The 14,106-nt window shown below is 42.4% G+C and carries 14 protein-coding genes; all 14 read right to left on the bottom strand.

The window, feature by feature from the left end; translation table 11 throughout:
• Positions 1-52 precede the first annotated feature (52 nt).
• The 14 genes from dut to rimP all read right to left on the bottom strand — a co-directional run bounded on the left by dut (position 53) and on the right by rimP (position 14,008).
• The gene (gene dut, locus ACWPWY_RS04730; RefSeq protein WP_454190614.1) at positions 53-499 is read right to left on the bottom strand and encodes a dUTP diphosphatase; all 447 of its coding nucleotides are present in this window, start codon (positions 497-499) and stop codon (positions 53-55) included.
• Positions 477-1,736: a M16 family metallopeptidase gene (locus ACWPWY_RS04725; RefSeq protein WP_454192794.1), complete on the bottom strand. Its 1,260-nt coding sequence runs from the start codon at positions 1,734-1,736 to the stop codon at positions 477-479. The genes dut and ACWPWY_RS04725 overlap by 23 nt, the downstream gene beginning before the upstream one ends.
• 114 nt (positions 1,737-1,850) lie before the next feature.
• Positions 1,851-2,840 carry a polysaccharide deacetylase family protein gene (locus ACWPWY_RS04720; protein ID WP_454190613.1) on the bottom strand — a complete coding sequence of 330 codons (990 nt, stop codon included), beginning with the start codon at positions 2,838-2,840 and terminating at the stop codon, positions 1,851-1,853.
• Between the two features lie 113 nt (positions 2,841-2,953).
• Positions 2,954-5,050 (bottom strand): polyribonucleotide nucleotidyltransferase, encoded by a 2,097-nt coding sequence (pnp, locus tag ACWPWY_RS04715; RefSeq protein WP_454190612.1) that lies wholly within the window; start codon positions 5,048-5,050, stop codon positions 2,954-2,956.
• 204 nt (positions 5,051-5,254) lie between these two features.
• On the bottom strand, positions 5,255-5,524 hold the full coding sequence (gene rpsO, locus ACWPWY_RS04710; RefSeq protein ID WP_213532595.1) for a 30S ribosomal protein S15: 270 nt from the start codon (positions 5,522-5,524) through the stop codon (positions 5,255-5,257).
• Between the two features lie 155 nt (positions 5,525-5,679).
• Complete coding sequence (locus ACWPWY_RS04705; protein ID WP_454190611.1) at positions 5,680-6,627, bottom strand: bifunctional riboflavin kinase/FAD synthetase; 948 nt, start codon at positions 6,625-6,627, stop codon at positions 5,680-5,682.
• A gap of 59 nt (positions 6,628-6,686) precedes the next feature.
• Positions 6,687-7,610, bottom strand: coding sequence for a tRNA pseudouridine(55) synthase TruB (gene truB, locus ACWPWY_RS04700; protein WP_454190610.1), 924 nt, complete (start codon positions 7,608-7,610; stop codon positions 6,687-6,689).
• On the bottom strand, positions 7,607-8,584 hold the full coding sequence (locus ACWPWY_RS04695) for a DHH family phosphoesterase (RefSeq protein ID WP_454190609.1): 978 nt from the start codon (positions 8,582-8,584) through the stop codon (positions 7,607-7,609). The genes truB and ACWPWY_RS04695 overlap by 4 nt, the downstream gene beginning before the upstream one ends.
• Before the next feature lie 20 nt (positions 8,585-8,604).
• Positions 8,605-8,958, bottom strand: coding sequence for a 30S ribosome-binding factor RbfA (gene rbfA / locus ACWPWY_RS04690; protein ID WP_454190608.1), 354 nt, complete (start codon positions 8,956-8,958; stop codon positions 8,605-8,607).
• 26 nt (positions 8,959-8,984) lie between these two features.
• Positions 8,985-11,684, bottom strand: a complete 2,700-nt coding sequence (gene infB, locus ACWPWY_RS04685) for a translation initiation factor IF-2 (RefSeq protein ID WP_454190607.1) — start codon at positions 11,682-11,684, stop codon at positions 8,985-8,987.
• The gene (locus ACWPWY_RS04680; RefSeq protein WP_191798454.1) at positions 11,677-12,000 is read right to left on the bottom strand and encodes a L7Ae/L30e/S12e/Gadd45 family ribosomal protein; all 324 of its coding nucleotides are present in this window, start codon (positions 11,998-12,000) and stop codon (positions 11,677-11,679) included. The genes infB and ACWPWY_RS04680 overlap by 8 nt, the downstream gene beginning before the upstream one ends.
• Positions 11,993-12,301, bottom strand: a complete 309-nt coding sequence (gene rnpM / locus ACWPWY_RS04675) for an RNase P modulator RnpM (protein ID WP_454190606.1) — start codon at positions 12,299-12,301, stop codon at positions 11,993-11,995. The genes ACWPWY_RS04680 and rnpM overlap by 8 nt, the downstream gene beginning before the upstream one ends.
• Before the next feature lie 25 nt (positions 12,302-12,326).
• A complete protein-coding gene (gene nusA / locus ACWPWY_RS04670) occupies positions 12,327-13,424 on the bottom strand; it encodes a transcription termination factor NusA (RefSeq protein ID WP_191798450.1) in 1,098 nt (365 codons plus the stop codon).
• A gap of 125 nt (positions 13,425-13,549) precedes the next feature.
• Positions 13,550-14,008 carry a ribosome maturation factor RimP gene (gene rimP, locus ACWPWY_RS04665; RefSeq protein ID WP_454190605.1) on the bottom strand — a complete coding sequence of 153 codons (459 nt, stop codon included), beginning with the start codon at positions 14,006-14,008 and terminating at the stop codon, positions 13,550-13,552.
• Positions 14,009-14,106 lie beyond the last annotated feature (98 nt).

The following is a 14,106-nucleotide window of genomic DNA, read 5'->3' as shown; positions in this document are numbered from 1 at the left end:
TAAAAAAGCTGCCCTCCCATTACGGAAGAGCAGCTTCATTCATGCTATTTTCTTATTTACCTGTGTGACCAAAACCACCGGTACCCCGAACCGTATCAGATAATTCTACTACTTCGGTTAAAGTAACCGCAGGTACGACTTGAATTACCATTTGAGCGATGCGTTCATTCCGGCGAATTGTAAAAGGTTCTTGTCCTAAATTCACAAGCAACACCTTCACCTCACCACGGTAATCTGCATCAATTGTTCCCGGCGTATTAAGGCAGGTAATTCCGTGTTTATAAGCTAAGCCGCTTCTGGGGCGAATTTGAGCTTCATAACCCGCTGGTAAAGCCATAGCAAATCCCGTAGGAATCAAACTACGCTCTCCTGGATTTAATGTCTTATCAGCCTCAACAGCGGCATACAGGTCAAACCCTGCTGCTAGTTCAGACATTTGAGCTGGAAGTGAAATATCTTCATTCCCAGCTAATCTTTTAATTTGTACGGATACTGACAAACTCGTTCCTCCTCATAGATGCAATTGCTTTATCCGAAGCGCCTACCATAGCCAGTGCATAAGGTACAGCAAACATTCGGTCTAAAACAACATTGATGTCGTCCATTGTTACATTTTCAATTTTTTCAATCATTTGGTCAAGGGTTTGGTGTTTCCCTACCATCAGCTCGTTTTTACCATTACGGTTCATTCGGCTGCCTGTACCTTCAAGACTCAAGATGAGGCTGCCTTTGAGCTGTTCTTTTCCTTTGCGGAGTTCCTCTTCAGACAAGCCATTAACGGCTAGATCTTTAAGAAGGGCAATCGTTAACTCCATAACTTCTTTTGTCTGTTTAGGGGCTGTTCCTGCATAGATCGTAAACAAACCGCTATCTGCATGTGCACTATGATAGGAATAGACAGAATAAGCTAGACCTCGTTTTTCTCTTATTTCCTGGAACAGTCTTGAACTCATCCCGCCCCCAATCGCATTATTAATGAGGGCCATTGCATACTGTTTGTTGTCGTGAATAGAGCATCCTGGAAAAGCTAAACAAATGTGATTTTGCTCCGTTTTCTTTTTATGAAACAGCTGTTCACCTTTAAATACAGGCTCAGAAACTTCCTGCATTTCACCATGAAGATCAAAAGAGCCAAAATATTTTTCGAGCAATTCCATAATATGTTCAGCATCCATATTTCCGGCAAGGCTGATCACTGTATTTTCAATCGTATAACGTTCCTTCATAAAATTACGAAGTGTCGTCTGATCCATTGCATTTAATTTTTCTTCTGTACCGAGAATCGGATAAGCTAGAGGATGATCTCCGTAAGCTGCAAGCGAAATTAAATCATGAACCATATCATCCGGTGTATCTTCATACATCGAGATTTCCTCTAAAATTACATTCTTCTCTTTCGCGAGTTCCTCACTGTCAAACTTGGAATGAAAGAACATATCCGATAGTACATCTACCGCAATCGGCAAATGTTCATCAAGAACTTTCGCATAATAACAAGTGTATTCTTTTGAGGTAAATGCATTCACATTACCGCCGATGGCATCAAATTGTTCTGCTATCGCTTTCGCGTCAAAACGATCCGTGCCTTTAAACAGCATATGCTCTATAAAATGAGATACTCCGTTGTTCTGATCATCTTCATTACGCGAACCATTCTTAACCCATATCCCGAAGGAAACCGATCGGCTTGTTGGAATTTCTTCCATGACCACTCTAAGGCCATTCTTCAGCTTCATTTTTTTCACATGCTGGCCTCCCCAAATTTAATAACTAACTTTTAAAAATCATATCTTAAAATGACTTTGATTAGTTCCCAACCAAATATCATAATCCTACCAAAAAAAATGGTCTTACTCAACTTTCGTTTGAAGTCTAGCGGGCGATAAGGTCTCACTTACCGTTCCAAGCGTGATTCCTTTTTGGGTAATTCCTTGAATCATCCCTTCAAGAGCGCCTTCCGAAGCAGCAGTTGGATGCATTAAAATAAGAGACCCTGCCTCCGTCCCTTTTGTGATTTTAGCAACCACACTTTCAGAACTAGGTTTCTTCCAATCTACCGTATCAATCGTCCATAGCACTGTCTTTAGACCTTGCTCAGCAGCGAGATTCACTGTTTCCTCATCATAATCTCCGGAAGGGGGAGCAAACCATTTATTATCTACACCAAGCGACTCCTTAAGCAGTTGCTTGGTCTTGCTAATCTCGAGAATGGCTCGTTCCGTACTCAGCCGGCTCATATTCGGATGAGAATACGCGTGGTTCTCCAATTCATGTCCGCGCCTTTTAATCTCCAGAGCAAGGTCTTTATTCTTACTCAGCCAACTCCCATCAAGAAAAAATGTGGCTTTCACTTTATATTTATCGAGTGTATCGAGCATTGGAGTAAGATATTCATTGCCCCAAGCTACATTGATCATAAAAGAAGCCATCTTTTTCTCCGGGTTGCCTCGGTAAATCGGATGAGGACCAATGTCGTCAAGCGAGACTTTGGGCGGGATCTCTTTCATCACATAGGAAATAGACTCTGATTTTGGAGAAGATAATGCTTTTTGATAAGTTGCTTCTACATCTACTTCTAATCCGTTATATCCCGGGATTGCTTTCCAAACCCGATCTAGCTTAGCATCAATAGGTTCTATTTTCAGCTCTGCTGCTTTGAGTGTAATCTGTTTTTTTAGTTCATCTTCTGGTGTAGCATCAACATACATATCAAATGCATCTTCTGTATGAATTACCCTTTGATCCGTAATAAAACTTGTTACATCCGTTACTTGTCCGATCAAAACGACGGCTGCCGCACTAACAAGCACGGCAGCCCATTTTTTCTTGTTCGTTTTCACTGCTTCAACCCCCCGGTCACGTTTGTCCCATCTTATGTGTACAAGAGGCTGAATATGTATGAAAAAAAGAGCCAGAATAAACTTCTGTCTCTTTTGTAAGATCTATATTAAGATTAAGCTTTTGTTTCTGCAGTCAAAGTTGCCTTGCGGGAAAGATTGATGCGTCCTTGTTGGTCGATTTCCGTTACTTTTACTGTAATGGAATCTCCAATAGCTACTACATCTTCCACTTTAGCTACACGCTCTGTAGATAGTTGGGAGATATGAACAAGTCCTTCTTTGTTAGGAAGTACTTCCACAAAACAACCAAACTTCTCAATACGTTTCACTTTACCTACATAAATTTCACCAACAGCCACTTCTCGAACGATGCCTTCAATAATATCACGAGCTTTATCGTTCATTGTTTGATCGGCTGAAGAGATGAACACACGGCCATCTTGTTCAATATCAATTTTAACGCCGGTCTCTTCAATAATCTTATTAATGATTTTACCGCCTGCGCCAATAACATCACGAATTTTATCCGGGTTAATGTGCATGGTAAGAATTTTCGGTGCATATTGAGATAATGTTTCTCTTGGTTTTTGGATAGCTTCCATCATTTTACCAAGAATATGCATACGTCCTTCTTTTGCTTGACTAAGAGCTTCGGAAAGAATAGCACGATCGATACCATTAATCTTAATATCCATCTGAATTGCAGTAACCCCTTCAGGAGTACCGGCTACTTTAAAGTCCATGTCGCCAAGATGATCTTCCATACCTTGAATATCAGTCAGGATCGATACATGATCTCCATCTTTAATCAGACCCATTGCCACACCAGCTACAGGAGCTTTAATTGGTACCCCAGCATCCATCATTGCAAGTGTAGAAGCACAGATACTAGCCTGAGATGTTGATCCATTGGATTCAATAACTTCAGAAACAAGACGAATCGTATAAGGGAATTCAGTCTCAGACGGAATCACTTTAGACAATGCTTTTTCTCCGAGTGCACCATGACCGATTTCACGACGACCTGGAGGACGAAGCGGTCTTGCTTCACCGACACTGAATGGTGGGAAATTGTAATGATGCATGAAGCGTTTTGTTTCTTCCAGATCAATACCATCTAGAATCTGAACATCACCTAATGCTCCAAGTGTACATACGCTGAGCGCCTGAGTTTGTCCCCGAGTGAACAATCCGGATCCATGTGTACGCGGCAAGAGGTTTGTATCACAATCGATTGGACGAATTTCAGACAGTGCTCGTCCATCTGGACGCACTTTATCATGCGTGATCAATCTACGAACTTCTTCTTTAACGATGTCATGAAGAACTTCCTTCACGTCTTTTAACAATTCAGGAGTTTCTATGTATTTATCACCAAAGAAAGCAACCGTTTCATCGTTAACTAGATCAATCGCATCTTGTCTTGCATGCTTCTCTTCAATACGAACTGCTTCAACGAGACGTGCTGCTGCATACTCGCGAACTTCAGCATTAATATCAGCATTAACTGCATGCAATTTAACTGCCATTTTCTCTTTACCTGCAACTTGTACCAGTTGATCGATTACAGCAACAATGTTTTTGATCTCTTCATGACCAAACATAATCGCTTCGAGCATCACTTCTTCTGGTACTTCATTCGCTTCTGCCTCTACCATCATGATCGCATCTTTAGTTCCTGCAACCACAACATAGATATCACTCGCTTCTTGAGCAGCAATATCCGGGTTAATTACAAATTCACCATTAACACGGCCAACAGCTACTCCGCCGATAGGTCCATTAAAAGGAACATCTGAAATACTTAGTGCCGCAGAAGTACCGATCATTGCTGCAATTTCTGGTTCACAGTCTTGATCTACACTCATTACGATATTCTGGATCTGAACATCATTACGGAATCCTTCCGGAAATAAAGGACGAATTGGTCTATCTGTCAGGCGGCTGGCAAGAATAGCTTTCTCACTCGGTCTGCCTTCTCTTTTAATAAATCCACCCGGAATTTTACCTACTGCATATAGTCTTTCCTCGTAGTTAACCGTAAGCGGGAAAAAATCCAAATCTTTAGGTTCAGTTGACGCAGTTACGGTACATAAAATAACGGTATCTCCATAGCGTACAGTTACAGCAGCGTTTGCTTGTTTAGCAAGACGTCCTGTTTCTAGAATTAGTGTTCTGCCGCCAAGTTGCATCTCAACACGTTGTTCCATGAGACCCCTCCTTCTATTCACATAATTTATTTTTTTATTTACTAGTATGACCTAGTATTGACATATTCACAAAATTTTAATTGGGACTATTCCTGTCCACAAAAAAAAGAAGCCTAAATCTACAAAACAACCCGGCTGCGAGCCCGTTCCTCTATAATAGAGAGACGGGGACAACCAGGCTGTCGTTGTTAGGATATACGAAGATTAACGGCGCAATCCAAGCTTCTCAATCAAAGCACTATAACGTCTAACATCTTTGTTTTTCAAGTAAGCCAAGAGCTTACGACGTTGACCTACCATTTTCAAAAGCCCGCGACGGGAATGGTGATCTTTCTTGTGTGTGCGCAAGTGATCCGTCAAACTCTTGATGTTTTCCGTAAGGATAGCAATTTGCACCTCTGGAGATCCAGTATCGGATTCATGAGTTTTGTGCTCTTCGATCAATTGTTGTTTACGTTCTTGAGTCAAAGCCATCCTGTTCACCTCCTTCATTATAATCGCCTGTAGCCTCGTCGGGGCCGGTGAGAGCCTTCAACTAAAGCTAAGGTTATGGTTGCCTTTCAGCAACGTATCTTAGTATATCATACTTGCCTATTTCATGTAAATCTAAACTTCAATATTTAAGTATTCTACGATAGATTCGCTAAAATTTGCTTCGCCGTCTCCGAGTCTCTCTGAATCTGGGCGATGAGTTCGTCGATGGATGGGAACCGTTGTTCAGGTCGTAGAAACTCTACCAACTCGACAGTGAGTTCCTGTCCATATAAATCCCCACTATAATCGAGCAAGTGAACTTCAAAAGAAGGTTTAATCCGATCTTTATGAAAAGTAGGCTTAACTCCAATATTCATGACACCAGGAAACTTCTGATTACGATGCGATACCCAAACGGCATATACACCTTTCCGTGGTACAACATAGCTTTCTGATGGCTCTACATTGGCTGTAGGAAAACCAATGGTACGTCCTCTTTTTTCTCCGTCAATCACAGTCCCTCTTAGAGAATAAGGTCTGCCCAACATACGCTGAGCTTCCTTTACATCTCCTTCGTGTAAGACAGAACGAATCGAAGTACTGCTCACTTTTTTACCATCCAGCATAAGCGGAGGAATGGTTACCACGTTCATATGAGGCAATCCGAGTTCACGTAGTTTGTTTTCGTCCCCGGCTCCTTTATGACCAAACCGAAAGTCAAAACCAACCACAGCTACTTTTACTTCGGATTGAATCAAAAACTCAGTTACAAACTGTTCTGGCAGAAGATTAGAAAAAGACGCATTGAATTCGATAACATATAGAACATCTATACCCATTTTTTCAAGGATTTCTTCTTTATCACGAAGCGGTGTCAGATAACCCTGATAGTCACCTTTACGCATCACTTCTTTTGGATGAGGGTGAAAAGTTAAGACAGCAGCTTGAATCCCCTGTTCTCTGGATCGTTTTATAGCCGACTCAATCACACTTACATGTCCCAAATGCAGCCCATCAAACTGTCCCATCGCAAGTGCCTGAGGAACGGCAATCTCTTTACGCACTTCTTCTGTCAGAGGAAATGATAAATTTATTGTTTTCAATCTAATTCACCTGCAATTCCCATGATAATCCTGTTGCCGTATCTGTTATTGATCACACTTCAACTTGGTTCCGGTAAAAAAACTTTTTTAGGGGTAATTGTATCTGATTCCGCATCCCACTGATAAATTCCTAGAAATTGTTCTTCCTTAGAGTAAAGGCGGAACAATCCCTCCTCTTTCAAAGCAGGCTGGACATAAGAAGCAGACACTTTTTTACCTTGTAGTACAGAGCGCTCTTGTTCCGACTCAATCGTGTGGGAAGGGAAATTCCAAATCGATTGATCTGTAGGAATTAGATAAGTAGACAACGTGTCATTCTCAACACATTGCTGTATCTCTTCAATCGTCAAACAGCGCCCTGCTGGGATACCAGCAGACATCGTTCTTTCAAGTTTAACCATTGTAGAGGGATAGCCTAGCGCCTCTCCAATATCTACACATAAAGTTCGAATATAAGTCCCTTTGGAACACAGTACACGAAAAGAAATTTCCGGCAATCCGTCTACATCTTCCATTCGTATAAGTTCAAGTTCATGTATGGTTACTTCTCTGCTTTTGCGTTCCACTGTCTTTCCTTCACGGGCAATTTCATAAAGCCTTTTCCCGTTAATTTTTACAGCAGAATACATAGGAGGAACCTGAGAGATAACCCCATGGAACCGCTTCAGTGCTGCCTCTACTTGTTCATACGTCACTTGAACGTCATCGACTTGCGCTGTTACTTCACCTGTCATGTCTTCCGTATCTGTCGCAATCCCGAGCCGAAGCGTAGCATGATATTCTTTCGGAAGCTCCTGCAAGTACTCTACTACTCTTGTCGCTTTTCCTAAGCAAAGAGGCAGGACACCTGTAACCTGAGGATCCAGTGTTCCTGTGTGCCCAATTCTTTTCATTTTCAGAATGCCTCTCAATTTAGCAACTACATCATGGGAGGTAAAGCCTGCCGGTTTTAGTACTGGAAGTACTCCTTCGTAACCACTCATAGCTCTTTTTTCACCCGTTCTACAACTTGTTTTACTGTTTCCATCCATGGACCTTCCACTCTAGCACCGGCAGCACGAACATGCCCACCGCCTCCATAATCTTTAGCAAGAGCCGCAACATCAACTCTACCATTCGATCGGAAGCTAGCTTTTACCACATCATCTGAAATGATCTTGAAGAAGATCCCTACTTCTACCCCTTGAATATTACGCGGGTAGTTAACGATTCCTTCTAAATCATCATTTGCTGCACCGCATTCTTCCATATCCTGAGGCGTTACCACAACCCAAGCTATCTTTCCATCCTCAGTTAATTGAAGAGTAGCCAGCGCTTTAGTAAGAACTTGCAGCTGAGGATAGGTCATTTGCTCCAGTAAAATTTCAGCTAGTTCAGGTCCATTAACTCCATGTTTTAATAGGGCAGATGCCATTTCCATTATTTTAGGACTTGTATTTGAATAACGAAATCCTCCGGTATCTGTAAGAATCCCCGTATATGCAGCTGTAGCCACATCTTTATCCCAGGTTAAGCCCATTACTTCAATCAAATCATATAAAATTTCTGCTGTAGCAGCAGCATCATCTTTAATAATATTTACTTTGCCATAACCATTATTTGTCGGATGATGATCTATATTCAGGATCTGCTTTTCTTCCGCAAACCAATGTTTCACACGTCCTACTCGTTCGTAGTCGGCGCAGTCTACACAGATAACATAAGTATAGGGTTTGGATGGTTCCGTCGCAGTTCCGTTTAAAATTTGAGAAGTTCCCCACATATAATGCATTCGTGGCGGGATCGGTCCTTCATTAATCATCGTGAATTTCTTCCCCAGACATGAGAGAAGCCAGCCCACCATTACGGTGGAGCTGACTGCGTCTCCGTCCGGCTGTACATGCGACACGATCAGGAAGTCATCATGCTCCAAAAGAAATTCCTTCCCTTGTTGAAGCGCCTGTTCATAGGTCTGCATTGCCGTCTCCTCTATTCATCTCATTTTGAATCCTTGGTATCAATCTCGGTAAGCAATTTCTCAATACGACTACCGTACTCAATGGATTCATCAATTTTGAATATCAACTCAGGTACATGACGAAATTTAATTCTTTTCCCCAGTTCGCTACGCATAAATCCGTTTGCTTTGTGGAGAGCTTTTAATGAATTATTTTTTTGTTCTTCGTCTCCGAGTACACTGAGGTAAATTTTAGCTTGCGACAGATCGTTTGTTAGATCAACACCCGTTACTGTAACAAAACCGACTCTAGGATCTTTTAGCTCGGTTTGGATTAGCAAGCTAATCTCTTTTTTTATCTGTTCGCTTACACGTCCAGTTCTAATTTTAGCCACTCATGTCACCTCTCTTGCAGTTGACGCTATTTACGTTCCACTGTTTCCATAACGAACGCTTCAATAACGTCGCCTTCTCTAATGTCATTGAAGTTCTCAATAGTGATACCACACTCATAACCTTGAGCAACTTCTTTCACATCATCTTTAAAGCGTTTCAAGGTATCTAGTTTACCTTCGAAAATAACAATACCATCACGGATGATACGAGTTTGTGATGCACGAGTAATCTTACCGGAAGTCACCATACAACCTGCAATGGTTCCGACTTTGCTGATTTTGAACGTATTTCTAATCTCAGCATGCCCAATAACATTCTCTTTAAATTCAGGATCAAGCATACCTTTCATCGCTTGTTCAATCTCTTCAATTACGTTGTAGATAACGTTGTAGAGTCGAATATCGACTTTTTCAGCATCTGCTGTTGATTTTGCTTGAACTTCAGGACGAACGTTAAATCCAATGACAATCGCATTAGAAGCTGCTGCGAGAATAATATCAGATTCTGTAATTGCACCAGCACCGCTATGAATGATTTTCACGCGTACGCCTTCTACTTCAATCTTAGCAAGGGAGCCTTTAAGTGCCTCAACGGTACCTTGAACGTCACCTTTGATGATTACGTTCAGAGCCTTCATCTCGCCATCCTTAATGTGCTGGAACAGATCATCAAGGGTAACTCGGGTTTGTGTACCTAGATCTGATTCACGTTGTGTAATCGCACGTTTGTCTGCGATTGAACGAGCTTTACGCTCATCTTCAAACACTATGAATGGATCGCCCGCAAGTGGTACTTCTTGCAAACCAGTGATTTCAACTGGAGTAGAAGGACCTGCTTCTTTAATCTTACGTCCTTTGTCGTTAACCATTGCACGGACACGGCCGAAGCAGTTACCCGCAACAAAAGCGTCTCCGACTTTCAAAGTACCATTTTGAACAAGCAAACGCATTACTGGTCCACGGCCTTTATCGAGTTCCGCTTCAATTACTGTACCACGTGCACGTTTGACAGGATTTGCTTTATATTCATTCACTTCTGCTACAAGCAGAATCATTTCAAGAAGTTCTTCGATACCCAATTTTTGTTTCGCAGAAACGTTAACGAAAATGGTATCTCCGCCCCATTCTTCTGGAACAAGTTCATAGTTCGTAAGTTCTTGTTTAACACGATCCGGATCAACGCCCGGTTTATCGATCTTATTAACCGCTACGATAATTGGTAGATTTGCTGCTTTAGCATGGTTAATTGCTTCAATCGTTTGAGGCATAACACCATCATCAGCTGCAACGACAATAATCGTCATATCCGTAACTTCCGCACCACGAGCACGCATTGCTGTAAATGCTTCGTGACCAGGAGTATCAAGGAACGTAATTTTTTTGTTGTTGATTTCTACTTGATAAGCACCGATATGCTGTGTAATACCGCCAGCTTCACCGCTTGTTACGCTAGTAGAACGAATGGTATCAAGAAGTGTTGTTTTACCGTGGTCAACGTGACCCATAATGGTTACAACTGGAGGACGAGCTTGCAGATCAGCTGGGTCGTCATTTTCTTCCATTGTCTCAAAACGGTCATCTTCAACCGGAATCTTCACTTCAACTTCAACACCAAACTCGCCTGCGAGAAGCAAGATTGTATCAAGGTCTAGTTCCTGATTGATCGTAGCCATAACACCCATCGAGATGAGTTTTTTGATGACTTCAGAAGCATCCTTATGAAGCAGTTTTGCTGCGTCACCAACCGTCATATTACCGCGAACGATAATTTTCTTCGGTGTGTTATCGATTTTCTCACGAGGAGGTTGGTTTTGGTTACGTCCACGGTTGTTCTTACCGCCGCGGTTGTTGCCACGATAGTTACCTCTGCCGTTACCATCTTCAAAACGGCGGCCAGCACCTGGACGGTTGCTACTGTTGCCGCGATTTTGGTTACTGTTTCCACCGCGGTTGTTGTTAGTACCTTGAGTGCTACCTGTTGTAGTACTCGTGCGACCTTGACCCGAAGATTGTGCCGGGCGACCTGTAGCGCTACCTTGTTGCGGTCTATTTGAGTTGCTGCCTTGGCCAGAAGGTCTGTTTGTATTATTACCTTGGCTAGAAGGTCTATTCGTATTGCTACCTTGACTAGAAGGTCTATTGCTGCTTGAAGTGTTACCTTGTCCAGCCGGTCTGTTGCTGCCTTGGCCAGCGGGTCTATTGCTTCCCGCACTGCTTGGACGATTACCTTGTCCGCTGCTTGATTGACCTACGCTGCCATTCGTTCTGCGGGAATCTTGCCCGCCTTGTCTTGGTGTTCCATTGTTTGTGTTTTGATTTGGTCTATTATTCATACCTACCTGCTTTTCCTGTTGTTTTTTTGGTTGAGAGTCACTTGAAGCATTCTGTACATTGCCTGACTCTTGATTTGTTTTGATTTCGTTCTTCAAATTCGAATTGGCACCTCCTTGAAGAGACGGGTTCGAGCGATTAAGCTTATCATCTTTAACCGCTGATGTTGAAACCGTCTGAGCCGAATTCTGTTCGCGTTTGGAAGCAGCATCTGATTTTATGCTATTAAAAAATTGCTCCACTTTTGCTACAGATCCGTTCTCCATTACGCTCATATGATTGTTCACGGGTATTTCTAATTTTTTAAGAATGGTAATGATTTCCTTGCTACTCATGTTGATTGATTTTGCATATTCATAAACTCGCAGTTTGTCTTTGCTTTCCTGTTTACTCAATATACTCCACCTCCGACATTGTCAAGGCTTGTTTCGAGATCATACTTACAAATCCGGGATCCGTCACCGCCAGCACAATGCGTTCAGGTTTACCCATGGCACTGCCTAGGGAGTCTCGATCAAAACCGATCACGAGAGGAACGTTGTACGATTTGCACTTGTCGCGAAATTTTTTACGTGTATTTTCCGAAGCATTACCCGCAACGATAACCAATTTCGCTTCAGATGACCGGATGGCTTTGAGTACGATCTCATCACCAGAAACAAGCTTTCCTGCTCGCATTGCAAGCCCGATATAAGATAGTGCCTTATTCATTGTCCACTCTTTTCTGTGCTTCTAGAAATTCATCCTCAGCACGAAGAAAATCTTGTGCTAGCTGCTCATATATCCCAGGGACTACCTGAGCTTTAAGTGCCCGATCCAAAGAACGGTTCTTCTGAGCTAGCCGAAAACAAGCTTCTTTGCCGCATAGATAAGCTCCACGGCCCGATTTTTTACCTGACAAGTCAATCAGCACTTCTTCTTTGGGAGTTCTTACAACCCGGATTAGCTGTTTCTTTGGCATCATTTCCTGACACGCTACGCATTTTCGCAGCGGTACTTTACGTTGTTTCATCTTGTAGGCCCCCGATCATTCGCCGTTAGTCAACGGTGATGGAATCCTGATGCATTTCTTCAGAAGAATCTTTCTCTCTTCCGTATTCCTGTTCGGCCTGGCTTTCACTCTTGATATCAATTTTCCAACCTGTCAGCTTCGCAGCAAGACGCGCATTCTGCCCCTTGATACCGATCGCGAGAGAAAGTTGATAGTCAGGTACGATAACCCGAGCCATTTTTTCATTCTCAAAAACCTGTACCTCCAATACTTTGGAAGGACTTAGTGCATTGGCAACGTATTCCTCTACAACATCGGAATATTTCACGATATCAATTTTCTCACCGCGCAGTTCACCCACAATGGTCTGCACGCGTATTCCTCGTGGTCCAACACAGGAACCAACCGGGTCTACTTCTTCGTTGCGAGAATGTACCGCAATTTTGGAACGGAATCCTGCTTCACGAGCTACCGAGCGAATCTCAACAACACCGTCGAAAATCTCGGGAACTTCTAGTTCAAACAAGCGTTTTAACAGGCCTGGATGCGTACGGGAAAGAATAATTTGAGGACCCTTTGTTGTGTTCTCCACTTTCGTGATATACGCTTTGATACGTTCACCATGGACGAACTTTTCATTAGGCATCAGCTCTGTAAGAGGCAGAACAGCTTCCACTTTGCCAAGGTCGATATAAACGCTGCGAAGATCTTGACGTTGAACCACTCCAGTTACAATGTCTTCTTCTTTGTCTACAAACTTATTATAAATCAGACCGCGTTCTGCTTCACGAATACGCTGGGTAACCACTTGTTTTGCTGTTTGAGCAGCAATACGACCGAAGTCTCTTGGCGTTACTTCAATCTCTGCAATATCTTCGAGCTGGAAGTGAGGATTAATCTCACGTGCAGCAGTCAAAGAAATTTCAGTGCGCGGATCGAGGACCTCTTCCACCACCATTTTCCGGGCATATACTCTTATAACACCGGAATTACGGTTCATATCAACACGAACATTTTGTGCAGCATTAAAATTGCGTTTGTAGCTAGAAATGAGAGCAGCTTCAATCGCTTCAAACAAAACGTCCTTGCTGATCCCCTTATCTCTTTCTAATTCATTCATTGCTTCAATAAAATCCATACTCATGAATGTAAATCCCCCTTTCAAACATCTCATCCATAGCGTAAAACGACGAAATTCTCTTCACTTAGGAAGAGAACCTTGCCGTTACACGCGGAATGAATTTAATTCATAATAGAGTGTAGTTAACACTATAAAACAATAGCCAATCGTGCACTCGCCACTTTTGAATAAGGAACCGTATGCTTCTTTTTACCAGAAGCTATTACCATTTCCTCATTTTCAAAAGATAACAACTCACCTTCAAATTCCTTCAGTCCGTCAATCGGCTCATATGTAGTCACATATACGTTTTTCCCAACCGCTTTGACGACGTCAGCAGATTTCTTCAGGGGGCGTTCCGCACCGGGAGATGAAACTTCCAGAAAATAAGCGTCAGGAATTGGATCATTCTTATCGAGCTCAGTGCTTACGAATTCACTGATCTGTCCACAATCATCCAAATCGATGCCACCTTCTTTATCCACGTAAATACGCAGGAAAAAGTTATTGCCTTCCTTTACGTATTCTACATCCACGAGCTCAAAAGCATGCTCTTCCAGATAAGGCTTAATCATTTCTTCCACGGTAGTTTTGATCTTTGTGCTCAAATACAATAACCTCCAAATTAGGTTAGTGCCGAAGGTAATCGGCGAATTTTCTATATACCAAAGAGTAAAGAGTGGGTTTCCCCACTCTTTAAACAACG

The sequence above is a fragment of the Paenibacillus sp. Marseille-Q7038 genome, from assembly GCF_965111595.1.
The sequence above is the reverse complement of the archived record's forward strand: the minus strand, read 5'-3'. Positions and strand labels throughout refer to the sequence as shown.

Excerpts from the sequence above, each read along its gene's own strand:
- ACWPWY_RS04725 (WP_454192794.1), bottom strand. The coding sequence starts at position 1,736 with ATGAAGCTGAAGAATGGCCTTAGAGTGGTCATGGAAGAAATTCCAACA.
- pnp (WP_454190612.1), bottom strand. The coding sequence starts at position 5,050 with ATGGAACAACGTGTTGAGATGCAACTTGGCGGCAGAACACTAATTCTA.
- rpsO (WP_213532595.1), bottom strand. The coding sequence starts at position 5,524 with ATGGCTTTGACTCAAGAACGTAAACAACAATTGATCGAAGAGCACAAA.
- truB (WP_454190610.1), bottom strand. The coding sequence starts at position 7,610 with ATGAGTGGTTACGAAGGAGTACTTCCAGTACTAAAACCGGCAGGCTTT.
- ACWPWY_RS04695 (WP_454190609.1), bottom strand. The coding sequence starts at position 8,584 with ATGCAGACCTATGAACAGGCGCTTCAACAAGGGAAGGAATTTCTTTTG.
- ACWPWY_RS04680 (WP_191798454.1), bottom strand. The coding sequence starts at position 12,000 with ATGAATAAGGCACTATCTTATATCGGGCTTGCAATGCGAGCAGGAAAG.
- rnpM (WP_454190606.1), bottom strand. The coding sequence starts at position 12,301 with ATGAAACAACGTAAAGTACCGCTGCGAAAATGCGTAGCGTGTCAGGAA.
- nusA (WP_191798450.1), bottom strand. The coding sequence starts at position 13,424 with ATGAGTATGGATTTTATTGAAGCAATGAATGAATTAGAAAGAGATAAG.